Genomic DNA, 24,497 nt, shown 5'->3' with positions numbered 1-24,497 from the left:
AAGCCCTTGATAGGGCTTGTCTTTCTCCGTGCCGGTCGGTCGGGTCGTGTGCCGCTCCATGGCATAAGATCAACGATTTCAACGAGGTTTGCGGCACTGCCCCATACCTCCCACAGTTCGGCGGCCGCCAATGAGCGGCAGCGGCGAGGATTTTCGCATCCGGCCTGGACGCATCCGTGGCGCCCGCGCGGGCAGGCCCAAGAGCTTCATCAATCAGGTGCTGCGCGCCGCGAAGAAGGCTGGCCATCAGGCGTCCCAGACCGGCGCCGGCAAGCGCGGCGGCTTGGGTCGCTCCACTTTCGGCCGCGGCCGGATCGCCTTCAGCCGCAACCGCCTGTTCAGGGCCGGCCGCCGCGTCATGGTGAAGGCGCGGATCGCGCGTCATCAGGGCCGTGGCTTCCGCTCCGCTCCAATGTCGGCGCATCTCTCCTATCTCAAGCGCGAGGGCGTCACCCGGGACGACGAGAAGGCGCGCATGTTCGATGCCGAGACCGACGGCGCCGATGATGCCGCCTTCGCCGACCGCTGCCAGGATGATCGGCATCACTTCCGCTTCATCGTCTCGCCCGAAGATGCGGCCGAGATGACCGACCTCAGAGCCTTCACCCGGGACCTCGCCCGGCAGATGGAAATCGATCTTGGCGCGAAGCTCGATTGGGTCGCCGTCGATCACTGGAACACCGACAATCCTCATGTTCACCTTCTGGTGCGCGGCGTTGATCAAAACGGCGAGGACCTCGTGATCTCCCGCGACTATATCAGCCGGGGTCTGCGCTCTCGGGCCGAGGAGCTTGCATCGATCGAACTCGGTCCCAAGCCCGAGCTCCAGATCCGCTCTGCGCTCGAGCGGGAGGTCGGCGCCGAGCGCTGGACGCGGCTCGATGCCGAGATCCGAATTGCCGCCGACGAGACCGGCTATATCGACCTGCGCGCTGACCATCCGGGTTCGAGCGACCCCGAAACCCGCCGTCTGATGATTGGCCGGCTCCAGCATCTGGAGAAGATGGGGCTCGCGGCACCCGCCGGTCCAGGCGAATGGATGGTCGGGCTCGAAGCTGAACGCAGCCTGCGCGACCTCGGCATGCGCGGCGACATCATCAAGACCATGCACCGCGCATTCACCGAACGAGGGCTGGACCGCGGAATCGGCGACTATGTCATCGAAACTGGCGCGGCGGCTTCCCCGATCATCGGCCGGCTGATGGACAAGGGCCTCCTTGATGAGTTGACTGGGGAAGCCTATGCCGTGATCGACGGCACGGATGGCCGCGCCCACCATGTCCGTTTCCGAGGGGTCGAGGCCTTCGATCATTCCCCGTCGATCGGCGGCATCGTCGAGGTGCGCCGTTTCGAGGGCGCCGACGACCGGCAGCCAACGCTGGTGCTGGCCAATCGCTCGGACTTCGACCTCGCCCAGCAAGTGACGGCGCCGGGCGCGACATGGCTCGATCATCGGCTGGTCGAGCGTCAGCCGATGCCGCTCTCCATGGGCGGGTTCGGACAGGAGGTGCGCGACGCGATGGCGGCTCGGGCCGAGCATCTCGCCGACGAAGGGCTCGCGCGTCGGCAGGGCCGGCGCGTCATCCTTCAGCGTGATCTCCTCGACACGCTGCGAAGGCGCGAACTGAGTGCCGCCGGGGCCAAGCTGTCGGCCGAGACGGGGTTGCCCTATGTCCAGTCGGCCGCTGGTGAGCATGTCTCCGGCACATGTCGGCAGCGCCTAACGCTTTCCTCCGGCCGATTCGCGATGATCGACAATGGACTCGGCTTCCAGCTCGTGCCCTGGGCGCCGCCGCTGGAGAGGCAGCTAGGCCGCCATGTCGCCGGCGTGGCGAAGGACGGCGGTGGAATTGAATGGAGCTTCGGACGGAAACGGGGGCTCGGATTGTAAATGCTCCAGAATGGCGCAGTTGGGTTGTTTCCGGACCTTGGGATCAAACGTACCGATAGCCGAGATGCACCAGTTGCCGACGTTGGAATCTAACCTATGAGCGGACGTTCCCTAGCGTTGCTTGACGGCGAGCGTCGAACCGGCACTATCCTCCGCGGCGAAAAGGGGGCCTGTGAGCGCGAAACGCCTGACAGTCCGACGCCTTCGCACCAATTTTCCCCCTCGCCAGCTGGCGAAATGAAATAGCCTCCTAATGCGCCACTCCCCTCTTCGCGAAAAGGGCGAACTGAGCCATAAACAGCTTTGGGGAGGAACCTATTTTGGAACGTTGGGTAGGTATCGCCGTTTCGGGCGACAGAATCACGCTGGTAGATGCTTCAGTGGAAACAGGGAAACCATTGCTGATAAAGTCTGACCAGACGCTAAAACTTCAAAAGGGCGACCGGGCCGCAGCGTACGCGGTCGTACATGGCCAGGTCTCAGACTATATCTCCAACCACAAGATAGGCCGTGTCGTCATCAAAGCCAGCGCAGTATCCCAAAGCGGTTCGGGTAAAAGCCATCTAGACGCCGCCGAACTTCGGGGCGTTGTCATGGCTGCCGCCGCGTCAGCGACGGAGGTCTCGACCATTGCGAAGGCTCAGATCAGCAAGACATTTGGTTCGCGCAAATTCGACGAGTATGTAAGAGACGACGGCTTCTGGACGACGGCGATCGCGGGCGTGGCATTAAGAGCAGGCAGTCGTGATGCTGCGCTGCTACTGCTTGCGGCAAAGGACTAGGTAATGACAGTCCTCACCTCCAATCTTAAAATGGGTACGCACATCGGCTCGGGTCATTTCGGGGACGTATTTCTTGCCAACGACCCCGTTCACGGGGAAGTTGCCGTCAAAGTGATCGCTCGGGACGCAACGGAATCGCCCGAAGAATGGCAGAAGAGAAAAGATAATTTGCTGAAGGAGGCTCAGCACCTCAAAAAGGCGACCCATCGCAATGTCGTGCAAGTTTACCACTTGGGTGAACACAAGGACGATGCGATGCTCTGTGTAATGGAGTATTGCAGCGGTGGTTCTCTCCAGAAACCATACGACAATGGACCCATATCGATCGATAAGGTCTTGAGGGTGGCAACGGAGATTACGTCAGGGCTTCAGGCACTTCATAGCCGCGAAATGCTCCACCGAGACATTAAGCCGGGGAACCTCTTAATCAACTCGAAGGGGGTTGCCCAGCTCGGAGATTTCGGTCTTGTCACAGACAATCTCATTCTTGGTTATGGCTCGCAAGCTGGATACGCCGACCACATTGCCCCGGAAGTTTGGGCGGGAAACGGCACCAGCGCTAAGACTGACATCTGGGCGTTAGGCATGACGCTGTATCGACTCCTTCATGGCCGTCAATGGTATGAACAAGGGTCGACGCCAAGAACTGTCGTCGCTAACGGCAGATACGCCGATTCACTCGTCTGGTTGCCACATATTCCAGCCGATTGGCGTCGCCCGATCAGAAAGATGCTTCGCGATGATCCCGTTCAGCGCCACCAGACGGCGACCGACGTCTTCGCGGCGCTAAGTTCGCTTCCCTCGCAACCGAGCTGGCTTTGCGTAGTTGGGCCGACTGAAGTGCGGTGGCAACGCAACTCGAAAACACGGAAAATCTCAGTGGTATGGGATATCTCAATACCCAAGAAGTCCAAATGGAAGGCTTGGAGCGAGCCATTGGGAAGCGGTATCAACCGCACACTTGGCGGATCAACGAAGCCGCTAACAAGAAGCGCTGCTCTGAAGGAATTGACGAAATTCTTCGAATCTCAAACTTAGCGGCCTGGCCTCATTCGCCGCGGCAAGAGATAATTTCCAAGGAAATCTGAAGCTTTCAATATCCGGTTTTCCAAGACCGAATTGGCGTGGACCTTGCGATTATCTGAGCATTTATTGCAGTATTCAACACCATCAACTTTGCCATGGCCCGGCAACCACTTGTGATTACAGTGTCTGCAACTCGGCCGATCAAAATATTTGATTTTGGAATCGTGCATTTTTCCAACATCCGCATGGCCTGGTGTCAGAACATATAGAGAACAAAAGATTCGCGTCAAGGTGTCATTGTAATTTGCGTTCCTTTGGCCCGACGCAACGAGGGACTGCGCTGAGCTGTATACGGCGCGTCCTACGGCTATCAGACCGGCTTGAACGCCTGCGCAGCCTGGACTTCCTCATAAAGTCGGGGCTTTGGACGACGAACGTACTCTAGCTGTCACCTGACAAGGGGTCGGTCAATCAACCAAAGGCAACGCGGCGCAGTCGCCGCGCGCAAACCGGCTTTCGCTCGAGGCGCCGCAGTCCGGGCAAGCCGTATCCTTGCGTGGCACCAGCATCTCCAGACGGCGGCGCAACGGATGGGACCGCACATAGCCGTCGAAGGCGTCAGGGCGAGCTAGGCCAGTCATGTAAAACAAGAAGTCGTTGGCAGCTTGCGCGGCCGCCATGGCGTTCAAAGTGATAACGCTAGGCGCTACGATATCGGGATCGTCAGTGTATTTCTGACGCGCCCGCATGGTGGCCGAGATGCTCTCTTCCTGCAGGCGCGCCGGATTGATCGCCTGGTTGCAGACGAGGCAACCGCAGTCAGGCAATACCCATCGGACCACGGTGTGCACATGCTCTAACGCGCCGGTCGCGGCGTCGGACCGGATGCGCGAGCCAAGCTGCACGCCGGGGATCAGGAACTGATGGACCAGCGCGTTGAACAGCAGCCGTGCCCTATGGCTGTCCGCAGCGAGAAAGACGTAGTCACAGCCCTTGATCGCCTCGAGCGCCGCCGCATCTTCCATATCCGTCTGAAACGGCCGGGCCCGGACTCGCGAATTCGCCTTTCGGATGATCCGGGTAGCCAGGCGCACCTTCGGCGTGGCGAGACGCCGACCGACGGCGCGGATCCACGATGGGCGATTCGGAGCGACGAGCCAGCTCATGGCGTCCCAACTTGTTGCCTCCACCAAGCGCGGGAGATTGGTGGGATCGACATAGTCTGGATCGACCAGGACGATCTCGCCGACCCCCAAACGACCCAAGTACTCGGCGAGCAAGGTGCCAACGCCACCCAGGCTGACACACGACAATTATGATGGCCGGTCATCGACAATTAAACTGGCCGGCAGGGGCCATCGTCGAGTAGCGCTGATAGAGGTATCAATCTAATTGTCGTTTGGCAACAGGTTAGCGCAGCGACAACTACATTAACTGTCGCTGATCAAAGCACGGGTTTATGTTGGCAGACGCTCTGTGGCCGGCGATTATGTTTCCATCATGCGAGGGTGTTTGGCCGCGCATGGCTATTCCGATGCGCCGGGTTCTTCCTTCGTTGTTCTGCGGACAGCGGAGCGCTTTCGGTAAGAGTCGCCATTCATCTCGATGATGGTTGCGTGATGGACCAATCGATCGACGGCCGCCGCGGTCATTGCGGCATCTGGAAAAACCTCGCACCAAGCCGAAAATGGCTGATTGGCGGTGATGGCGATGCTGCGGCGTTCGTATCGATGCGCGATGAGTTCGAACAAGACGCTGGTCTCGGCTTGATCTTTTCGAACATACGAGAGGTCGTCGAGCACGATGAGATCATACTTGTCGAGCTTCTCGAGGGCGCTGACCAAGGAGAGGTCACGGCGCGCGATCTGCAGCCGTTGAACGATGTCGATGGTTCGATTGAATAAAACCCGGGTTCCAGCATCAATGAGCGTATGGCATATGGCCGCCAGGGCATGGCTTTTGCCGGTGCCGCTTTGACCAAAAACCAAGAGATTGTCGCCATCCTTGATCCAGTCTCCGCCGGCGCCCAGCGCCAAAAGGTGCTGCTTGCGCACGCCCGGCGCGGCCTTGAAGTCGAAACTGGCGAAGGTTTTTCCGGCTGGCGCTTCGGACTGATCACGATAGCGCTGGATGCGCCGTGACGCCCGCTCGGTGACTTCGATCTCCATCAGCGTGGCAAGCAGCTTCTCGGCCGACCATCCATCTCGATTGGCGACCTCGGTGATCCGCTTCCAATTGCGGGCGATGCTGGGCAGCCGAAGGGTGGCCAGCAAGGAAGGAAGAATGGTCGTGTCGGTCATGGCCGCACCTCGCACGCGGAAGGCAGCAGCAGATTATAGTCATCGAGGTTTGGCGGAGGGATGGTGACGTCGCGGGACTGATGTGGCGCGGTCTGGAATTCCTTTTTGAGCTCGCCGAGGTCGGGTAGCAGGCCTGCGTCAAGGATGGCGTCGAGCCGGGCGGCCAAAGCCGTCTCGCAGGCTTCGCCGGATGCTGCCAGAACGAGCAATCCGACCATGGTTCGGCATGCATGCCTGGGGGCCAAGCCGGCGTCGAGAGCCGCCCACGAACGGGCATATGGGGCGCTCGGGAAGAGAGCTTCTTGATAGACGAGATATCGAAGGGCTTGCGGCTTGCGCCGGAGCGAGCCGATCAGGTGACGATAATTGATGGAGTGGGCGCGCTTGCCGTCCGTTCTCACCCGCGCCATGCGCATGACCGGATCCGGCCCAAGGAAACATTCAAGCCGATCGTCGAAGAGATGCACCTCGATCATGTGTCCGATCAGGCGAGACGGGACGGAGTAGATGACTCGATCGACATTGATGGTGCTATTGCGCGTCGCTTTCACCGTCACCGTAGCAAAGTCGGTCGTCCGGCGCTTGGGCAAGGGCTCGAGCTTCTCGCGCTCGATCGCGACGAGCGTCGCGCAACGGGCGTTGTAACGGCTGCAGACGCCGTCGACAAAGGCGCGGTAGGCTTCAAGGCTGACGAAATCTCGGCTCTCCCGCCGCCGGAGCCTTTGGTCGAGGCGGATCTTGATATGGCCGTTGGCCGCCTCGATGCTCCCGTTCTCATTGGCCACGCCTGGATTATTACGGGTCGCCTTCATGCCGTAATGCCGGCACAGCTCGTCATAACGCTTGGTGAAATCGAGCTGGGCGTCACGGTCAAGATTTTTGAAGGCGGCCGACAGCGAGTCGGTCCGATGCTCTTCCGGGACGCCTCCGAGCTTCCAAAGCGCATCTTGCAGCCCCTCGGCGACGGCTGAAAAGCTCTCGCCTCCAAGGATCACTTGCGCGTGCTCCCAACCGCTGAAGGCCAGCCGGAAATGATAAAGGCGATGCGGCAAGGGCTCGCCGACGATGGTGACCCCGAGGCTGTCGGCGACGGTGAAATCGGACAATGCCTGGCGGCCGGGATCATGGCGTTGAGGGAAGAAAACCTCCTTGTCCGCGCCGTGAAGGGCGCGCCATTTGGCGATGCGGCGTTCAAGCGTCCGGCGGACGCTGTCTGGGAGAACCTCGGCGCCGAGCTCATCCTGGAGCTCTTCGAAAATCGTCACCGCCATGATGCCGGGGATTTTGAGCATCTCCAGAACCCGCGGCCAGACAGTCTCCAGTGGATCCGGGCGGGTTCGCCAAGTTCGCGGCTGCTTCTTCTGGGACGGAAAACGCGGATCTTTGTCAATGCGGCGCGCTGAGCGCTCGCTGATGCCGGCCATTGCCGCGGCGGCTGCCTGATTATGGTGCTGTGAACGCGAAGCCATGTAGCGCATCACCTGTCTGTCGGAAATATGAGGGTTCGGCATCGAGCTCAATCTTTGGTTGATTGAGCCGCGATACCACCCTCGACGCCGAGCGGCAGATGCCCCCAGAAGGGAGTTTAACAGCGCCGTCGTCCGCCAGCGCCGATCTCCGGTCGGGGGCTCGCCCCTCCCTTCAACCGGCGCTGGCGGACGACCTTACCGGCCAAGATAGTTGTCGTTGAACCGGACAGTTTAATTGTCGGCGCGCACCCAGGCCCACAATCGCGATCTTGGCTCTGCCAAGGACCGCCTGACCGCGCTCGCCGAATAGGCGGACCTGACGGTCAAAGCGCGTATCGACACCATAGCCGTGGAGATCCGGCACCGGCGTTAGCCGTCGCCGCGTAGGTCCCACCACGACGGCCTCTTGCAGGACATGCCGTCGGCCGTCGGACGTCCAGATATCTCCGGCGATGGCGTCCTCGGCGAATACCAAGGCGCCGACTGGAACCCCCTTCATCACATCCAGCAGCGCCGGAAATCCGCGCTCGTGCGTCGCGAGATCCACGCTAGAAAAGGCAACGGATCCTCGTCCGCCGTGATTGTGGACGGCGAGATAGACGAGCCTCTGGGCGCGGCAATCTCGAATGCGGCGGGTGACATAGGCGGCTGGCATCATTCGATAGCCGCGCGTGCCTGGCAACCAATCGACTCCGCCGGCCGCTTTCCAGAGCCGTCGCGCCAGCAACACCTGACGACCGCCGAGTGTCGCTAGGCCCGCCTCAATCACGGCGCCGTGCTCGTCTCCGTCGCCTGGAAACAGATGGGCGTGCAGATCATCGTAGAGGAACTGCGTCATGCGCAGCGACCAACCACAACCTATTGCTTGAGCATCCACGCGATCACCTTCTGCAGCTTGAGGAGCGGGGTCTCGAGACCCCAACAATGGGTGTGGTTCTGGCGGCGAGAGACCATGACGGCCGGCCGCGCGGTGAAGCCGGGCAGCTGGGGCGCCCAGCTGTTGTTGATGTGCAGGGGAACCTTTAGCGCCGCCTCATCCCGCCGCGACAGGTCATGCCGAACGTAGAAAGGATAGGTATCGGCGAACGGGCAGGCGTTGGTGATGAAGAAGCCGATCCAGGTTGTCGCCTGTGCGTAAGGCGACCCGAGGGGAACTTCGTGGATCAGCACATAGGCGCCGCCGCAGGCGCTCTCAAACACTTCCACGCACAGCGACGCATAATGGTTCTGGATAGCCGCGACCGCTTTCTCGACCTCCGGCTTCATGACCGCCTCCTTAGCTGTCATCGTGGTCGTCGATGGCAAGGAACTTTTCGCCGCCCTTGATCCGCACGTGATCGGTATCGCCGATCAGCTTGGAATCGCCGGGCAAATCCGCGGAGAGGGTGAAGCTGGCTTGGATCTTCACGCCTTGGTCGATGGCAGCCGCCTTGATTTCCCCGCCGGTGCGACGCCCGCGGCGGATTTTCACGGGTTGGCCGTTCACTTCGATGGTGACCTCGGTGGGCGGACGCAGATGGAACCGCTCCAGGCCAGGACGACTGAGCCGGACCTCGTCCTCATCCCCGATGACGACCGGGGCTTCATTCTCACGCTCTAAGACAACTTCGAGATCGCTGTCAGCCTGGCGGGCCAGATGCCTCACTGTCCAACCGGTGACCACGCTCTGCGTCCAGGTGAGCCGCACCCCTCCGATGGCCAGATTGGCCATCTCCGAGGCCTCGTTGACAAAGAAGCTGTTCCCGCGCGGCTCGGTCAGATCGATCGGCTCTTCCAGACCTATCTCCTCGAGAAACCCATCGGGCCGGTAGCGCAGTACGATGTAGGCCTCGGCCGGCTCGTACCCCAAGGCCTGGATCAGACCCTGCCCGGTCGCGTGGGCGGGCTCCAAGGTCAACGTCCGCGTTTCGAAGCGGTCGTTAGCGACGTCGATTTCATGGTCCCCGGGCTTAGCCGGGGCTTCGTCGGCAATCTCGATGATGCTCATAATGGATCTCCGCGGATACTCTGACCGGCACCGCGCCATTCGGAGTGCCGAACGGTTTTATATTGGTATTCTGAAATCCGCTTGTCAAGTACGATAATGGTCGGTATACCGAATTTGTCCGCTGCCTGCCACGCGGATGTAGCCATGGAGCGCGTCTATGCCGTCATCCGCCATGGGGCGAAAACTTCGAGAACTGAGAAAGGAAAAGGGCCTGTCGCTGGAGGAGCTCGCTGCGCAGGCCGAAGCCAGCAAGAGCTACCTTTGGGAATTGGAGAATAAGCCTACGGCCAGGCCATCGGCCGAAAAGATCAACAAGATCGCCGCCGTGCTCGGCGTCACGCCGGAGTACTTGTTGGACAAGAATCGTACGGAAGCCACGGTCGACGAGCGGGACGAGGCTTTCTTCCGCAAGTACCAGGGTGCCAGTCCGGACGTGAAGACCAAGATCGCCGAAATCCTGAAACTGCTGGATGACGATTGAGCATGCGCGAGCCGACCTCTCCCATCGCCTGGGCGAACTTCCTGGTCACCGTCTGGGGTGATCGGTTCCCCGTCGATGTGCGGACGATCGCGCTCGAGTACTCTAAACGTTTCCCGGATCCGATCCGAGACGTGAAGGCCGCCCCTGTCGGCCAGGCCTTCGAGGGCGCTCTGTTTCCTCTGCCCAAGAGCGGCGAATGGGCGATCCTCTACAATCCCGAGGTCGACGTACTGGGCCGCATCAACTTCACCCTCGGTCACGAGCTTGGGCATTACCTCAACCATCGCCATCTTCGCGCGATGGGATTCCAATGCTCCGCCCAAGCCGTCTTGGGCTTCGATGCCGACGCAGCGGCTCGCCGGCTGGAGAAGGAGGCCGATGAGTTCGCCTCCTATCTGCTGATGCCCATCACCGACTATCGGGCCCAGATTGCCGATCAGATCATGACGCTCGACCTGCTCGGCCATTGCGCGGATCGCTACCGTGTCTCCTTCACGGCCGCGGCGTTGAAGTGGATCCAGTTCACCGAGGAGCGCGCCGTCCTGATCTACGCCCGCGACGGCAACGTCCTTTGGGGCCGGCGCAGCGACGCCGCGAAGAAGTCCGGCGTCTTCTTCGAGACGGGCATGGAGCTGCCCGGCGGCTCCCTTGCGGCGTTGGGCCCCGCGGCCCAACCAGGACCGGTCGGCGTTGAACTGGGTCCAGGCGTCTGGCGGCGCTTCGAACCCGTTCGCGAGATGACCATTTTCGCCGACCGCTACGACGCCACCATTTCCCTGCTGATCCTGCCCAGGAAGCCGGTCTTCAACACAGGCTTTGGCGAAGAAGCAGTCGCGGATGTTCTGAATCGATTTGTAGGCCGAGGCCTATCGTTCTGACACCGGCCTTCCCGAAAGCGGACGACTATTATGTCCGAGAAGTTTCACGAACGTCCATCGAGAACGGTGAGCCGAATTTCCGCCTTGAGTCCGCAAGCGATCTCCGGGCCTTTTACGCCATTCCCTGTATCTATTCGCTGCCGCCGTCGAACCTGCGATCTGCAACTGAGACATCTTGTAATCCGTGGCGCTGACTACCGACCTTGATGACATTCGCTATCAAGGAGCCAAGCGCTGTCCGCCACCAAAATCCTCTGGGGCCAAATCACCGTCGTCTTCCTGATCGTGCTCGTCACAATCTGGACCGCGACGCAGTGGACGGCGTGGCGGCTCGGCTTCCAGCCTGAGCTTGGCCGACCATGGTTCGAGCTGGCGCGCGGCGTGCCGGTCTATCTGCCGCCTGCCTTCTTCTGGTGGTGGTACGCCTATGACGCCTATGCCCCGTCGATCTTCGTCGAGGGCGCGTACATGGCAGCTTCGGGCGGATTCATCTCGATCGCGGTTGCCATTGGCATGTCGGTCTGGCGCGCCCGCGAGGCGAAGAACGTCGAGACCTACGGTTCGGCGCGATGGGCGACGCCCGCCGAGATGAAGAGCGGCGGGCTGCTCGGTCCGGACGGCGTCATCCTGGGAAGGTTGGAGCGGGACTATCTCCGGCACGACGGGCCGGAGCATGTCCTGTGTTTCGCACCAACGCGCTCCGGCAAAGGCGTCGGCCTCGTCGTCCCATCGCTGCTGACCTGGCCGGGTTCGGCCATCGTCCATGACATCAAGGGAGAGAACTGGACTCTGACCGCCGGCTTCCGCGCGCGGCATGGGCGCGTGCTGCTGTTCGACCCAACCAATGCGGCGTCCGCCGCCTATAATCCTTTGCTCGAGGTTCGCCGCGGCGAGTGGGAGGTTCGCGACGTCCAGAACGTCGCCGACGTGCTGGTCGACCCCGAAGGTTCGCTGGAGCGTCGGAACCATTGGGAGAAGACCAGTCACTCACTGCTGGTCGGCGCCATCCTGCATGTCCTTTACGCCGAGGCGGATAAAACGCTGGCCGGCGTCGCCGCCTTCCTCTCCGATCCGAAGCGTCCGATCGAGACGACGCTGAAGGCGATGATGACCACGCCGCATCTGGGCGAAGCGGGGCCGCATCCCGTGGTGGCGTCCACGGCGCGGGAGCTTTTGAACAAATCCGACAATGAACGCTCCGGCGTCCTCTCCACCGCCATGTCGTTCCTGGGCCTCTATCGCGATCCCGCGGTCGCGCAGGTCACACGCCGCTGCGACTGGCGCATCTCCGACCTGATCGCTGACGATCGCCCAGCGACGCTCTATCTCGTGGTCCCGCCTTCGGACATCAGCCGCACCAAGCCACTGATCCGACTAATCCTCAACCAGATCGGCCGGCGGCTGACCGAGGACCTGCACGCCAGGAATCGTCGTCATCGCGTTCTGCTCATGCTCGACGAGTTTCCCGCGCTCGGCCGGCTCGATTTCTTCGAGAGCGCTCTGGCGTTCATGGCGGGCTACGGCCTCAAGGCGTTCCTGATCGCGCAGTCGCTGAACCAAATCGAGAAAGCCTACGGCGCGAACAATTCGATCCTCGACAACTGCCATGTCCGCGTGAGCTTCGCGACCAACGACGAACGCACCGCCAAGCGCGTTTCAGATGCGCTTGGCACCGCCACCGAAATGAAGGCGATGAAGAACTATGCCGGGCATCGGCTCTCGCCCTGGCTTGGGCATCTCATGGTCTCGCGGTCCGAGACCGCACGGCCATTGCTCACGCCCGGCGAGGTGATGCAACTCCCGCCCGCCGACGAGATTGTCATGCTCGCGGGCACGCCGCCCATCCGGGCAAAGAAGGCGCGATACTTTGAGGACAAGCGCTTGACCGAGCGCGTGCTGCCGCCGCCCAAGCCCGTCCCGACATCAGAGCCGCCAATGCCCGATAGCTGGTCCGCGCTCGCGCCACAAAAGCCGTCAATCTCGTTGATCACCGAGTTCGAGAAAGCCGAGGACGCCGCCAATGGCGGCCTGCGCCGGGAGCCCGAACTGCCTGATCATGTGGCGATCGTAAAGGAGACGGCGAACCCGCCGCCGCATGAGGAATTCGCCGTCATCGACGATGAACCGGAAGACACGGTGCGTCAGGCCCGAGTGCTCCGCCAGCAGATGCGCGGCTTCGCGCGTCAGGCTTCGCTCGATCCCGGCGACGGCCTCGAATTGTGAAGGATGGCCTATGCGCGACCGGATGAACGTCTATTTTCCGCCGGAACTATTGAAGCAGATCGCGGATCTTGCCGACCGCAAAGGCCTGTCGCGCTCGGCCATCGTTGAGGCCGCTGTCGCATCGTTCCTGTCACCGGACGGCGTCGATCTCCGCGAGGCCGCCTTCACCCGCCGTCTCGACCGGCTGTCCCGGCAGGTCCAGCGGCTTGAACGCAATGTCGGTATCTCGACCGAGACGCTGGCGCTGTTCATCCGCTTCTGGCTGACGATCACGCCGCCGCTGCCAAGCGATGCGCAAGCAGCCGCTCAGATCAAGGGCCGTGAGCGCTACGAAGGCTTCATCGAGGCGCTCGGCCGACGGCTGCAGAAGGGCCAAAGCCTGCTCGATGAGATTCCGCAAGATGTAGAGGGCAAGACAGGCGAGGAAAGATGATTGGCGATCTTGGACCGGGTCAGCCCGAAACTAGATTGGCCGCTTGGAGTGCCCAAGGGCAACAAGCAGACGTCGGGTCGTGAAAATTGCGAGGGCAAGTCCGACCCTAGTCTAACCATCCGTTGGATCAGATTAATCTTTCAGCTTAGCATCGCTCATTCATTATACGGAAAGACCGCACTGGGCGAAAATGGCGGCGTTCGCTCGATAAAAATCGCACACGGAGCGGAGCGCGTGGCTCTCGCACTAGGTCCCCATGAGTGGGTTTTGGAGGATTTGTGGGCGACGAAGACGCAGGATCTCTTGTCCTTGAGCCAGGAGAGCCTCAAGAGTGTCATCGTGCGTCACCGCAAAAGCAAGGTAAGCCTCTTCCCGAACGCGATCTGAGTAGAAAGATTGCTTCAAAGTGGCGACTTTGTCGATCTTGAGGTTAGGCAGCCTGAAGGGTCCGTCCAGACCACCCCAGTCCTGTAGCGTTCCGCTTTGCATGGCGTAAAATGGATAATGCAGTACGTGCTTAGCGGGAGCGTCCGCCAACTTTGGGTAAGGGTAACCGAGCTGAAGCGCCGCATCCATCAATTCGAGGTCGCAATTCATTCGCAGGAGAGCGGATCTCCATAACGATCCGCCTGGGGCGCGGGGATTCACCTCGATCAGGCGCAGCGCACCGCTCGATCGACATTCGCGGCCTTCGATGTGGAAGACGCCATTCCGCAACCCAATTGCCTCGAGAATGGATCTCGCAAAGTAAACAATGTTGTCCTCGCGAGTCTTCAGAGCATTGTAATCCGCCGGCAGACAGGCAGAGCAGGCAGGAGGAGAAATTGTGAGGCCATCCCCAAAGAATGGCTGTTCAAAAGTCCAAAGCTTTTGTTGTACAATCGCATCGAAGTCATCACCGATCCAGCCGTCAACTGAAAACTCGGTTCCCTCGATGAAACGCTCTACGATAAACGCGCCAATTGAAGGCCTTGTCAGACCTAGCAACGCTCCGATCCAGTCAGGAAGCCATTTACAGGATCCCTGCCAGAGGGGAATGACCCGGCGGATCTCGTCCCAACTCTGTGCCCGGTAAACATCGCGGCTGCTCGTACCAAGGCAGGGTTTCACAATGTAGGGGCCTGGCTCAAATGGCGCGCGTGCTGGTGGCACGTCGTCGCCAAGAACGACGTAGTGGTCCAATCTTAGATTCGGAACCGGTTGAAGCCTGGACCGCATGATACCTTTGTCACACGACTCCAGTATTCCGGGTCGAAACGATCGCCCCAGCACCGCCAACACTGCCAATCCCGGGAGGAGGGCGGATTGGTTCAGCGCCAAGACAGATATTTCGTCAGCTGGCGTCGTGTTCGACGCGAAAAACCGGTAAAGCGATTCTAGTGAGTCGACCTCCTCGATCAACACTTCGAGATCGCTGAGGTACTCGCCCGTTCTTTGAAAAAAAGGATCTCCCTTATCCCGAATCAACAAGACAGAAAGTCGATCGTCTCCAATTAGAGACCGGATTTTTTCGATATGCCTTTTGGTCTTCGGATAGATCGAATCAGTGACGAGTAACACCGACCTCACTTAGGGAACTCCCATAGTCTCTATTTATAAGCTTGGCCTCAAGAAAACAGTAGACTACATAAAGGGCAAATAAAACTTTCCCCATCACAAGGATCCAACCGACGATGATGGCAGCCGCGTCCTCTGATAAGTTTGAGCAGGCGCCTAAGCAATCTCGAATATCTGCTTCAATCTGAACGCAGCCATAGAGAAGAATAATAAAGCGGCTGATGGGATCTGGTGGCGGTAATATCCGAAGCATTTGAGTGTATAAGCAAAGGAAAACTGCACCGTTACTGAAATTCAGTGCGCGTCTAGCGATCGCGATCATTTGCTGATCGTCACGCCAGTCGCCAAAAAACTTCCATGCACCGCTTACGAGAACAGCTAGGGACATGACGAAAATCATGAAACGTTCGGTTCTTTTAGTTCCCTGATCTGGTTCTGTCTGTGAGAACAAAAACCACGCATAGACAAATATCATTGATGAAATAGCATCGGTTAATGGATCATATCCAATCTTTGTAGTAAACAACACGGCACCTTGTACATTCAAAGTACTGAGAATTTTCAGCGCATAAAGTACCGCCATCATTATGTAACCCAAGCCAATTACAACTGTTGGCCATTTCAAGGCCGGATCCCTTGGTTTACAGAAGAAGAATAGCGGTGGCAGTGTCAACACAGCTCCGGCTGTGACGGAGACAACCAACTGCATCAAATCACCAGGAAGGGACTGCTCCGTGTGCTGGACTAGTAGGTCTACGATGGCGGGCAGTGTCATGCCGATGAAAAAGGCGGCGATTGTCGTTCGGCGTCTTGGTCCTTCACCTTCCCCGATAGGAAAAAGCCATTGAAACATAGACCTGTTGCTTCTAGACATGCTTATTAGTCCAATGCTTTCGACGCGCGGTTAGTCTATCATCGAAACTTGAGCTGCGATAGGCAGGTTTCCACCCGAAACGGCCTTGTTCATCCCGCCAATTGCGGTGTCCGCTTTATGGGGAGCAGCGCTGCTTAGCTAAACGACGACAATCGGCGCGACACGATCACCATCCCGCGTGGCCCGAACGGGGCCCGAGGGTCAAACGGAGGAGTCACTCGCAACTAGGCCGATGTCCGCTGCGACAACGAAAGAGATCATCCATTCGGCCACCATCGATGATGAATAAATCCGAGCAACTCCGCCACCCCCCTGTCTTTGTCCGCCAGCGCCCTACGCCTCTGATAGCGTTGTTGCGCCGCCCGAGGTCCTGCCTTTTCTAATCATCCCCGATCCAGGGCCGCCCGTCGCAGCCCGCAAGACCGGGGACGCAGGTGGCGGTTCATTCCTTCCAGTCCGAGGCGATATCTCGTGGCGCGCGCATGCTGCGCACGGCGCTCGGACCGGCGATCGCCAGCTTCCTCGAAGACCCCGCCATTGTCGAAGTGATGCTGAACCCCGACGGGCGGCTCTGGATCGACCGGCTGTCCAGCGGTCTCGCCGACACGGGAGAGCGCCTCTCCGCCGCCGATGGCGAGCGCATCATCCGGCTTGTGGCGCACCATGTCGGCGCGGAGGTGCATCCCGGTTCGCCGCGCGTCTCGGCGGAATTGCCCGAGACGGGAGAGCGGTTCGAGGGGCTTCTGCCGCCCGTTGTCGCCGCTCCGGCCTTCGCGATCCGCAAGCCTGCCGTCGCCGTTTTCACCCTCGACGATTATGTCGCCGCCGGGATCATGAGCCAGGCGCATTCAGCGATTCTGCGCACGGCGGTTGCCGCGCGCAAAAACATTCTGGTCGCCGGCGGCACCTCCACCGGCAAGACGACGCTCACCAATGCGCTTCTGGCCGAGGTCGCCAAGACCGCCGATCGCGTGGTGCTGATCGAGGACACGCGCGAGCTTCAATGCGAGGCGCAAAACCTCGTGGCGCTCCGCACCAAGGATGGCGTCGTCTCGCTTTCCGATCTTGTGCGCTCGTCGCTGCGCCTGCGCCCCGACCGAATCCCGATCGGCGAAGTGCGGGGCGCCGAGGCGCTCGATCTCCTGAAGGCCTGGGGCACCGGCCATCCCGGCGGCATCGGCACCATCCATGCCGGCTCAGGGATAGGCGCGCTGCGCCGCCTCGAGCAGCTCATCCAGGAAGCCGTCGTCACCGTTCCGCGCGCGCTGATCGCCGAGACCATCGATGTGGTCGCCGTGCTCGCTGGTCGCGGCTCGGAGCGCCGTCTCGCCGAACTCGTCCACGTCACCGGGCTGGGACCGGCCGGCGACTATGCCCTCTCAAGCGCAGGAGACCCGTCATGATCCGTCGACCATTCCTCATCCGCCAGCATATCGCGACGGTCGCCGCCGTCGGCTTCGTCACGTTGACCAGCATCCCCGCCTGGGCCGCCGGCTCAAACATGCCGTGGGAGCAACCGCTCAATCAGATCCTGCAATCGGTCGAGGGGCCGGTCGCCAAGATCATGGCGGTGATCGTCATCGTCGTCACCGGCCTCACTCTGGCGTTTGGCGACACGTCGGGCGGCTTCCGCCGGCTGATCCAGATCGTCTTTGGTCTCTCGATCGCTTTCGCCGCGTCGAGCTTCTTCCTGTCTTTCTTCTCCTTCGGCGGCGGGGCCCTGATCTGATGCAAGACCTCACTGGCGAGCAGCCCGTCCCCGGCTTCGTGGTCCCGGTCCACCGCGCGCTGACCGAGCCGATCCTCATGGGCGGCGCGCCGCGCGCCGTGGCGATCCTCAACGGCACGCTGGCCGCAGCTCTTGGCCTCGGTCTGCGCCTCTGGATCGCCGGCCTGTTGCTGTGGGTCGTCGGCCACGCGACCGCCGTCTGGGCGGCGAAGCGCGATCCGATGTTCGTCGAAGTGGTGCGCCGGCATCTGCGCATCCCCGGTCATCTGACCGTCTGAGGCCGCACATCATGGACGTCGCCCGATGATGAACCTCGCCGAATATCGCCGCCCCACCACCCGGCTCGCGGATTTTCTTCCCTGGGCGGCGCTCGTCAGGGAAGGCGTCGTCCTCAACAAGGACGGCAGCTTCCAGCGCACGGCGCGGTTTCGGGGGCCGGATCTCGATTCCGCCGTTCCGGCGGAACTCGTCGCCGTCGCCGGCCGGCTGAACAACGCCTTGCGCCGGCTGGGCTCGGGATGGGCCGTCTTCGTCGAGGCCCAGCGTCATCCAGCCTTCCATTATCCGGAGAGCCGCTTTCCCGACGTGGCTTCGGCGCTGGTCGATGCCGAACGCAAGGCCGAGTTCGAGGAAGAAGGGGTCCACTTCGAGTCGAGCTATTTCCTGACCTTCCTCTACCTGCCGCCGGCAGAAGACGCCGCCCGCGCCGAGCGCTTCCTCTATGAGGGCCGCGCGCGCACCGAGCGCGCCGCCGCGCGCGTGGTGCTGCGCGGTTTCATCGCCCGCACCGACCGCGTGCTGCAACTCGTCGAGGGCTTCATGCCCGAGAGCGGCTGGCTCGATGACGCAGAGACGCTGACCTATCTGCATTCCTGCGTGTCGACGAAGCGCCAACGCGTCCGCATCCCCGAGACGCCGATGTACCTCGATGCGGTGCTCGCCGACCAGCCGCTGACCGGCGGGCTGGAGCCAATGCTGGGCGCCGCGCATCTGCGCGTGCTGACGGTCGTTGGGTTCCCAACCGCGACCACGCCCGGCATCCTCGACGAACTGAACCGGCTCGCCTTCCCATACCGCTGGTCGACGCGAGCGATCATGCTCGACAAGAACGATGCGACCAGGTTGCTGACCAGGATCCGTCGGCAATGGTTCGCCAAGCGGAAGTCGATCGCGGCGATCCTCAAGGAGGTGATGACCAATGAGGCTTCGACGCTCCTCGACACCGACGCCCACAACAAGGCCATGGATGCGGACGCGGCGCTCCAGGAGTTGGGTTCCGACTTGATCGGTCAGGCCTATGTCACCGCGACCGTCACGGTCTGGGACGATGATCCGCGCATCGCCGACGAGAAGCTGCGGCTGGTCGAAAAGGTCATCCAGGGCCGCGACTTCACCTGCATGGTGGAGACGGTCAACGTGGTCGAAGCCTGGCTTGGCTCTTTGCCGGGGCATGCCTACGCCAATGTTCGTCAGCCGCCGGTCTCAACCCTGAACCTCGCCCACATGATCCCGCTCTCGGCGGTGTGGGCAGGCCCGTCAAGGGATGAGCATTTCAAGGCGCCGCCGCTGTTCTTCGCGCGGACGGAAGGGTCTACCCCGTTCCGCTTCAGCCTGCATGTCGGCGATGTCGGCCACACGCTGGTGGTCGGGCCGACCGGCGCGGGCAAGTCTGTGCTCCTGGCGCTGATGGCATTGCAGTTCCGCCGGTATGCCTGGTCCCAGATCTTCGCTTTCGACTTCGGCGGCTCGATCCGCGCCGCGGCGCTCGCCATGGGCGGCGACTGGCACGATCTCGGCGGCGCCCTGTCCGCGGATGCGACCGAGCCTGTCGCCTTGCAGCCATTGGCGCTCATCGACAGCGTCGCTGAACGCGGCTGGGCGGCGGAATGGATCGCCGGCATCCTCACGCGCGAGAAGGTCAGCGTGACGCCGGAAGCCAAAGATCACCTCTGGTCCGCGCTCTCCTCGCTCGCCAGCGCGCCGACCGAGGAACGTACGCTGACCGGTCTCTCCGTGCTGCTGCAATCGCAGGCGCTGAAGCGCGCCCTGCAGCCCTATTGTCTCGGCGGTCCCTATGGCCGCCTGCTCGACGCCGAGACTGAGCGTCTCGGCGATGCGAGGGTGCAGGCCTTCGAGACCGAGGGCCTGATCGGCACGGGCGCCGCCCCCGCCGTGCTCGCCTATCTCTTCCACCGCATCGAAGGCCGTCTCGACGGTTGGCCGACTCTGCTGATCGTCGACGAAGGCTGGCTCGCGCTTGACGACGAGGGCTTCGCCGGCCAGCTCCGCGAATGGCTGAAGACCCTTCGCAAGAAGAACGCCAGCGTCGTCTTCGCCACCCAATCGCTGTCGGACATCGACGGCTCCGCGATCGCGCCCGCCATCATCGAAAGCTGCCCGACACGCCTGTTCCTGCCGAACGAGCGCGCGATCGAGCCGCAGATCGCCGCCATCTATCGCCGCTTCGGCCTCAACGATCGTCAGATCGAGATCCTCGCCCGCGCGACGCCGAAGCGCGACTACTACTGCCAGTCGCGGCGCGGCAATCGCCTGTTCGAATTGGGGCTTGGCGACGTCGCGCTGGCCTTCACCGCCGCGTCCTCGAAGACCGATCAGGCCGCCATCGAGCGCCTGCTCGCCGAGCATGGCCGCGACGGCTTCACGTCCGCCTGGCTGCGCCTGCGCGATGCAGGCTGGGCGGCTGATTTCATCCCCGACCTCGGGAACCTGGAGAGCCAGCCATGATTCGTATCCGTCCGCGTCATCTCGCGGCGTCGACCGCGCTCGCGCTATCGCTCGCTTTGGCGGTGCCAGCGTTCGCGCAAATGATCGTCTTCGATCCCAGCAATTTTTCCCAGAACGTCCTGACCGCAGCGCGCGAGTTGCAGCAGGTCACGAACGAGATCACCTCGCTTCAGAACCAGGCGCAGATGCTGATCAATCAGGCGCGCAATCTCGCGAGCCTGCCGTATTCCTCGCTGCAACAGCTTCAATCGTCGATCCAGAGGACCCAGCAGCTCCTCGCCCAGGCGCAGAACATTGCCTATAACGTTCAGCAGATCGACCGCGCGTTCCAGACCACCTACGGAAGCGCGAACGCCAGCCAGTCCAATCAGGCGCTGATCGCCAACGCCCAACAGCGTTGGCAGAACTCGGTCGCCGGTCTACAGGACGCATTGCGCGTCCAGGCTGGCGTCGTAGGAAATCTCGACACGAACCGCACGCAGATGTCGGCGCTGGTCACGTCGAGCCAGTCGGCGACGGGCGCACTTCAGGCGGCTCAGGCGGGCAATCAGATCCTCGCCCTTCAGGCCCAGCAGCTCGCGGACTTGACGGCAACCGTGGCCGCCCAAGGTCGGGCGCAGAGTCTTCAGGCCGCCCAGCAAGCCGCTGCCCAGGATCAGGCCAAAGAACAGCTTCGCCGCTTCCTGACGCCGGGGACGAGCTATCAGTCCACGACCGTCACGATGTTTCACCAATGACGACGCGACTGAATCCGACGATGGCGGCGCGGATCGCGGCGATGGCTTTCGTCATGCTCGCGATTGCCGTGACCGCGGTTCAGATCAAACACGGCGATCCAAAGCCAGCGGCCCCTTCCTCATCGTCGACGGTCATAGTCGACGGCGATCCCCTCCGGGCCGAGCTGAGCCGTTGCCAGCTTCTTGGCGAAGCCGGGGCGCACGATGCTGGTTGCCTACGCGCCTGGGCCGAGAATCGCCGCCGCTTCCTCCGGCTGGGCGCTCAACCCTCCGAACGCTCGCCCGTTCAGATGTTCCCGAACCCGCCGCCGAACGGCGCGCCCGGCACGGTGTCGGCCGATCAGCCCAAATCGGAGGACAAGTAAGTCATGGGCGGCACGGGCGCCATCGATCGTTTCCTCGCGGTCTTCACCCAATACATCGACAGCGGCTTCGGCCTGCTCGGCGGCGAAGTAGCCTTCATCGCCACCACGCTGATCGCGATCGATATGACGCTGGCCGCGCTCTTCTGGTCCTGGGGCGCCGACGACGACATCATCGCGCGACTCGTCAAGAAGACGCTGTTCGTCGGCGTCTTCGCCTGGCTCATCGGCAACTGGAACAACCTTGCCCGCATCGTCTTCGAGAGTTTTGCCGGGCTCGGCCTGAAGGCGTCTGGGACGGGATTGGCGGAAGCGGATTTTCTGCGCCCCGGCCGCATCGCAGAGGTCGGCCTCGACGCCGGCCGACCCATCCTCGATTCGATCTCGGGCCTCATGGGCTATGTCTCGTTCTTCGAGAACTTCATCCAGATCGCGGTGCTGCTGTTCGCCTGGATGATGGTGCTGCTCGCCTTCTTTATCCTCGCGATCCAGCTTTTCGTCACGCTGATCGAATTCAAGCTGACGACGCTCGCCGGCTTCGTGCTGATCCCCTTCGGCCTCTTCGGCAAGACCGCCTTCGCCGCCGAACGCGTGCTCGGCAGCGTCGTCTCCTCGGGCGTCAAGGTACTGGTGCTCGCCGTGATCGTCGGCATCGGATCGACTCTATTCTCCCAATTCACAGCTGGCTTCGGCGGCGCGCAGCCCTCGATCGACGACGCCATGGCGATCGTGCTCGCCGCGCTGTCGCTGCTCGGTCTCGGCATCTTCGGACCCGGCATCGCCAACGGCATTGTCTCGGGCGGACCGCAGCTCGGCGCCGGCGCCGCCGTCGGCACGAGCCTCGCGGCTGGCGGCATCGTCGTCGCCGGAGCCGGTCTCGCCGCGGGCGGCGCCGGCCTTGTCGGTGGCGCCATCGCGGGAACCGCCCGTGGCGGCGCGGCTATCGCCGGCGGCGCGACCGCCGCCTATCGCGCAGGGGGCGCATCCGGCGTTGCGACAGCCGGGCTCTCCAACGGCGCGGAGGCGATCATCAGCCCGTTGCGCCGCGCCGCCGCCAACGTCAAGTCGAGCTTCGAAGCCGGCGGGCGGGCCGCGATGGGGGAAGCGGCCGGGGACACGCCCTCGGCTGGTCCCTCGGCGACTGCCGGTCCGCCCGAGTGGGCGAAGCGGATGAGACGCTCGCAAACCATCAGCCATGGCGCCTCAACGGCTGCCCACGCAGTCAAATCCGGTGATGGCGGCGGCAGCGGCGCTTCCGTCGATCTCTCCGAAGGGGAATGAGCATGTTCCGACGACCATCCGTGCGCTACGGGCGAACCCCCGAGCCAGAGACGCCCTATCAGAAAGCCGCCCAGGTCTGGGACGAACGGATCGGTTCGGCCCGCGTCCAGGCCAAGAACTGGCGATTGATGGCCTTCGGCTGCCTGATCCTCTCAGGCGGCCTCGCGGGCGGTCTCATCTGGCAATCGGCGAGCGGCACGATCACGCCCTGGGTGGTGCAGGTCGACAAGCTCGGCCAGGCTCAGGCGATCGCGCCGGCCAGCGCGGACTATCAGGCGACCGATCCGCAGATCGCCTATCACCTCGCGCACTTCATCGAGGATGTGCGCGGCCTGCCGGCCGATCCGATCATCCTGCGCAAGCAATGGCTGCGCGCCTATGAATTCACCACCGATCGCGGCGCGGCGGCGCTCAATGACTACGCGCGGACCAACGATCCCTTCGCCAATCTCGGCAAGGCCCAGATCTCCGTCGAAGTCTCCAGCGTCATTCGCGCCTCGCCCGACTCATTCCGCGTCGCGTGGATCCAGCGCCGCTACGAGAATGGCAGCCTCAGCGCGACCGAGCGTTGGACCGCCATCCTCACCGTCGTGCTCCAGACCCCACACGACGCCGATCGTCTGCGCAGGAACCCGCTCGGCATCTATGTCAACGCCATCAACTGGTCGAAGGAGCTCGGGCAATGAAGCCGTCTTTTCGTAATCCCGCTCTTCCGGCTTTTCGTAGAGACGCCCTCGCGGCTTTACTGCTTTCCGCTTCCGCGCTCGCCGGTTGCGCGCAACTTCAGAAGCCGCCGGAAATCGCGCTCGACGACGTGGCCGAGCCCGCGACTCTTCAGACCGATCGGCCAGGCCCGGTGCAGATCGTGGAGCTACGAAAGCCGTTGCCGCTCCCCGGCCAATTGAAGCCTCTGCCTGGCGGCAAGGCTCCCCCGGAGCCGGGCGATCCGACGGTCCGCGTCAAACAGGCCAACGCCGCCGCGCGCGTGCAGCCGGTTCGCGACGGCTTCATCAACGCCGTGCAGGTCTATCCCTTCTCGGGTGGAGCCCTCTATCAGGTCTATACGGCGCCGGGCGAGGTCACGGACGTCGCGCTGCAGGACGGCGAGCAGCTCGTAGGATCCGGCCCCGTCGCCGCCGGCGATACCGTCAGATGGATCATCGGCGACACCGAGAGCGGCGCGGGCGCGACGAAGAAAGTTCACATCCTGGTCAAACCGACCCGGCCGGACCTGGTGACCAATCTCGTCATCAACACCGATCGACGGACGTATCTCCTCGAGCTGCGTTCGACCGAGCAGACCTACATGGCTTCGGTCTCCTGGCAGTATCCCGAAGACCAGCTCATCGCGCTACGACGCCAGAACGCGGCGGCCGCGAGCGCGGCCCCGATCGACGCCGGCATCGACGTGTCCCGGCTTCGCTTCCGCTATCAGATCACGGGGGATGCTCCGCCCTGGCGGCCGCTTTCGGCCTTCGACGACGGCTCCAAGGTCTATATCGAGATGCCGCGCGGTCTGGCGCAGGGCGAGGCGCCGCCGCTGTTCGTTATCGGGCCGCAGGGCGACGGCCAGCTCGTCAATTATCGCGTCCGCCAGAACTACTATGTCGTCGACCGTCTGTTCGGCGCCGCCGAGCTGCGCCTTGGCGGCGATCACCTGCAGACCGTTCGCATCTCCCGCACGGACGGGAGATCATAAGTGAGCGAGGACCGGAAAGAGGAAGCGGCTGACCCGGCGCAAC

Annotated in this window: 24 protein-coding genes; 16 read left to right on the top strand and 8 right to left on the bottom strand. The window is 62.2% G+C overall.

The window, feature by feature from the left end; all coding sequences use genetic code 11:
- The first annotated feature begins 130 nt into the window (after positions 1–130).
- The 3 genes from METAC_RS0114255 to METAC_RS0114245 all read left to right on the top strand — a co-directional run bounded on the left by METAC_RS0114255 (position 131) and on the right by METAC_RS0114245 (position 3,711).
- Positions 131–1,891 carry a relaxase/mobilization nuclease domain-containing protein gene (locus METAC_RS0114255; RefSeq protein ID WP_026607563.1) on the top strand — a complete coding sequence of 587 codons (1,761 nt, stop codon included), beginning with the start codon at positions 131–133 and terminating at the stop codon, positions 1,889–1,891.
- 320 nt (positions 1,892–2,211) lie between these two features.
- A complete protein-coding gene (locus METAC_RS0114250; RefSeq protein WP_156898224.1) occupies positions 2,212–2,673 on the top strand; it encodes a hypothetical protein in 462 nt (153 codons plus the stop codon).
- 3 nt (positions 2,674–2,676) lie between these two features.
- Positions 2,677–3,711, top strand: a complete 1,035-nt coding sequence (locus METAC_RS0114245; protein WP_026607561.1) for a serine/threonine-protein kinase — start codon at positions 2,677–2,679, stop codon at positions 3,709–3,711.
- A gap of 455 nt (positions 3,712–4,166) precedes the next feature.
- Here the strand turns inward: METAC_RS0114245 and METAC_RS23750 are convergent, their stop codons facing one another.
- The 6 genes from METAC_RS23750 to METAC_RS25875 all read right to left on the bottom strand — a co-directional run bounded on the left by METAC_RS23750 (position 4,167) and on the right by METAC_RS25875 (position 9,455).
- The gene (locus tag METAC_RS23750) at positions 4,167–5,012 is read right to left on the bottom strand and encodes a ThiF family adenylyltransferase (RefSeq protein ID WP_084143656.1); all 846 of its coding nucleotides are present in this window, start codon (positions 5,010–5,012) and stop codon (positions 4,167–4,169) included.
- A 213-nt stretch (positions 5,013–5,225) separates the two neighbouring features.
- Positions 5,226–5,999 carry an IS21-like element helper ATPase IstB gene (istB, locus tag METAC_RS0114235; protein ID WP_026605502.1) on the bottom strand — a complete coding sequence of 258 codons (774 nt, stop codon included), beginning with the start codon at positions 5,997–5,999 and terminating at the stop codon, positions 5,226–5,228.
- Complete coding sequence (gene istA / locus METAC_RS0114230; protein WP_026605503.1) at positions 5,996–7,510, bottom strand: IS21 family transposase; 1,515 nt, start codon at positions 7,508–7,510, stop codon at positions 5,996–5,998. The genes istB and istA overlap by 4 nt, the downstream gene beginning before the upstream one ends.
- A gap of 130 nt (positions 7,511–7,640) precedes the next feature.
- Positions 7,641–8,345, bottom strand: a complete 705-nt coding sequence (locus tag METAC_RS23745; RefSeq protein ID WP_156898223.1) for a hypothetical protein — start codon at positions 8,343–8,345, stop codon at positions 7,641–7,643.
- Positions 8,327–8,734, bottom strand: a complete 408-nt coding sequence (locus METAC_RS25270) for a hypothetical protein (protein WP_051335585.1) — start codon at positions 8,732–8,734, stop codon at positions 8,327–8,329. Before METAC_RS25270 ends, METAC_RS23745 begins: the two co-directional genes overlap by 19 nt.
- 10 nt (positions 8,735–8,744) lie before the next feature.
- Positions 8,745–9,455 (bottom strand): multiubiquitin domain-containing protein, encoded by a 711-nt coding sequence (locus METAC_RS25875; protein WP_198017222.1) that lies wholly within the window; start codon positions 9,453–9,455, stop codon positions 8,745–8,747.
- Positions 9,456–9,612: 157 nt separating this feature from the next.
- Between METAC_RS25875 and METAC_RS0114210 the strand changes: the two genes are divergently transcribed.
- The 4 genes from METAC_RS0114210 to METAC_RS0114195 all read left to right on the top strand — a co-directional run bounded on the left by METAC_RS0114210 (position 9,613) and on the right by METAC_RS0114195 (position 13,470).
- On the top strand, positions 9,613–9,936 hold the full coding sequence (locus tag METAC_RS0114210) for a helix-turn-helix domain-containing protein (protein WP_026607559.1): 324 nt from the start codon (positions 9,613–9,615) through the stop codon (positions 9,934–9,936).
- A gap of 2 nt (positions 9,937–9,938) precedes the next feature.
- A complete protein-coding gene (locus METAC_RS0114205) occupies positions 9,939–10,814 on the top strand; it encodes an ImmA/IrrE family metallo-endopeptidase (protein WP_026607558.1) in 876 nt (291 codons plus the stop codon).
- Between the two features lie 234 nt (positions 10,815–11,048).
- Complete coding sequence (locus tag METAC_RS0114200; RefSeq protein WP_026607557.1) at positions 11,049–13,037, top strand: conjugal transfer protein TraG; 1,989 nt, start codon at positions 11,049–11,051, stop codon at positions 13,035–13,037.
- Positions 13,038–13,047: 10 nt separating this feature from the next.
- A complete protein-coding gene (locus METAC_RS0114195) occupies positions 13,048–13,470 on the top strand; it encodes a ribbon-helix-helix domain-containing protein (RefSeq protein WP_026607556.1) in 423 nt (140 codons plus the stop codon).
- 246 nt (positions 13,471–13,716) lie between these two features.
- Here the strand turns inward: METAC_RS0114195 and METAC_RS0114190 are convergent, their stop codons facing one another.
- Together METAC_RS0114190 and METAC_RS0114185 are read right to left on the bottom strand one after the other, a co-directional pair.
- Positions 13,717–15,030 (bottom strand): ATP-grasp domain-containing protein, encoded by a 1,314-nt coding sequence (locus METAC_RS0114190; RefSeq protein WP_156898222.1) that lies wholly within the window; start codon positions 15,028–15,030, stop codon positions 13,717–13,719.
- Positions 15,014–15,880 (bottom strand): hypothetical protein, encoded by an 867-nt coding sequence (locus METAC_RS0114185; protein WP_026607554.1) that lies wholly within the window; start codon positions 15,878–15,880, stop codon positions 15,014–15,016. The genes METAC_RS0114190 and METAC_RS0114185 overlap by 17 nt, the downstream gene beginning before the upstream one ends.
- 455 nt (positions 15,881–16,335) lie before the next feature.
- Between METAC_RS0114185 and trbB the strand changes: the two genes are divergently transcribed.
- From trbB to trbG, 9 genes are read left to right on the top strand one after another with little or no spacing between them, the layout of a single operon-like run.
- Positions 16,336–17,304, top strand: coding sequence for a P-type conjugative transfer ATPase TrbB (gene trbB, locus METAC_RS0114180; RefSeq protein ID WP_198017221.1), 969 nt, complete (start codon positions 16,336–16,338; stop codon positions 17,302–17,304).
- Entirely contained in the window at positions 17,301–17,630 is a 330-nt protein-coding gene (locus METAC_RS0114175; RefSeq protein ID WP_026607552.1) for a TrbC/VirB2 family type IV secretion system protein, read from the top strand. The genes trbB and METAC_RS0114175 overlap by 4 nt, the downstream gene beginning before the upstream one ends.
- A complete protein-coding gene (locus tag METAC_RS0114170) occupies positions 17,630–17,908 on the top strand; it encodes a VirB3 family type IV secretion system protein (RefSeq protein WP_026607551.1) in 279 nt (92 codons plus the stop codon). Before METAC_RS0114175 ends, METAC_RS0114170 begins: the two co-directional genes overlap by 1 nt.
- A gap of 25 nt (positions 17,909–17,933) precedes the next feature.
- Positions 17,934–20,375: a conjugal transfer protein TrbE gene (trbE, locus tag METAC_RS0114165; protein ID WP_026607550.1), complete on the top strand. Its 2,442-nt coding sequence runs from the start codon at positions 17,934–17,936 to the stop codon at positions 20,373–20,375.
- The gene (gene trbJ, locus METAC_RS0114160) at positions 20,372–21,112 is read left to right on the top strand and encodes a P-type conjugative transfer protein TrbJ (RefSeq protein ID WP_026607549.1); all 741 of its coding nucleotides are present in this window, start codon (positions 20,372–20,374) and stop codon (positions 21,110–21,112) included. Before trbE ends, trbJ begins: the two co-directional genes overlap by 4 nt.
- Before the next feature lie 20 nt (positions 21,113–21,132).
- A complete protein-coding gene (trbK-alt, locus tag METAC_RS23730) occupies positions 21,133–21,477 on the top strand; it encodes a putative entry exclusion protein TrbK-alt (RefSeq protein ID WP_245257489.1) in 345 nt (114 codons plus the stop codon).
- A gap of 3 nt (positions 21,478–21,480) precedes the next feature.
- Entirely contained in the window at positions 21,481–22,755 is a 1,275-nt protein-coding gene (gene trbL / locus METAC_RS0114150; protein WP_026607548.1) for a P-type conjugative transfer protein TrbL, read from the top strand.
- A gap of 2 nt (positions 22,756–22,757) precedes the next feature.
- A complete protein-coding gene (gene trbF / locus METAC_RS0114145) occupies positions 22,758–23,441 on the top strand; it encodes a conjugal transfer protein TrbF (RefSeq protein ID WP_026607547.1) in 684 nt (227 codons plus the stop codon).
- Positions 23,438–24,454, top strand: coding sequence for a P-type conjugative transfer protein TrbG (gene trbG / locus METAC_RS23725; RefSeq protein ID WP_051335584.1), 1,017 nt, complete (start codon positions 23,438–23,440; stop codon positions 24,452–24,454). Before trbF ends, trbG begins: the two co-directional genes overlap by 4 nt.
- The last annotated feature ends 43 nt before the right edge of the window (positions 24,455–24,497 follow it).

Origin of the sequence: Methylocapsa acidiphila B2 (genome assembly GCF_000427445.1) — a bacterium.
GTDB lineage: Bacteria > Pseudomonadota > Alphaproteobacteria > Rhizobiales > Beijerinckiaceae > Methylocapsa > Methylocapsa acidiphila.
Note: the sequence above shows the minus strand (reverse complement) of the source record. Positions and strands in the feature narration are given on the sequence as shown.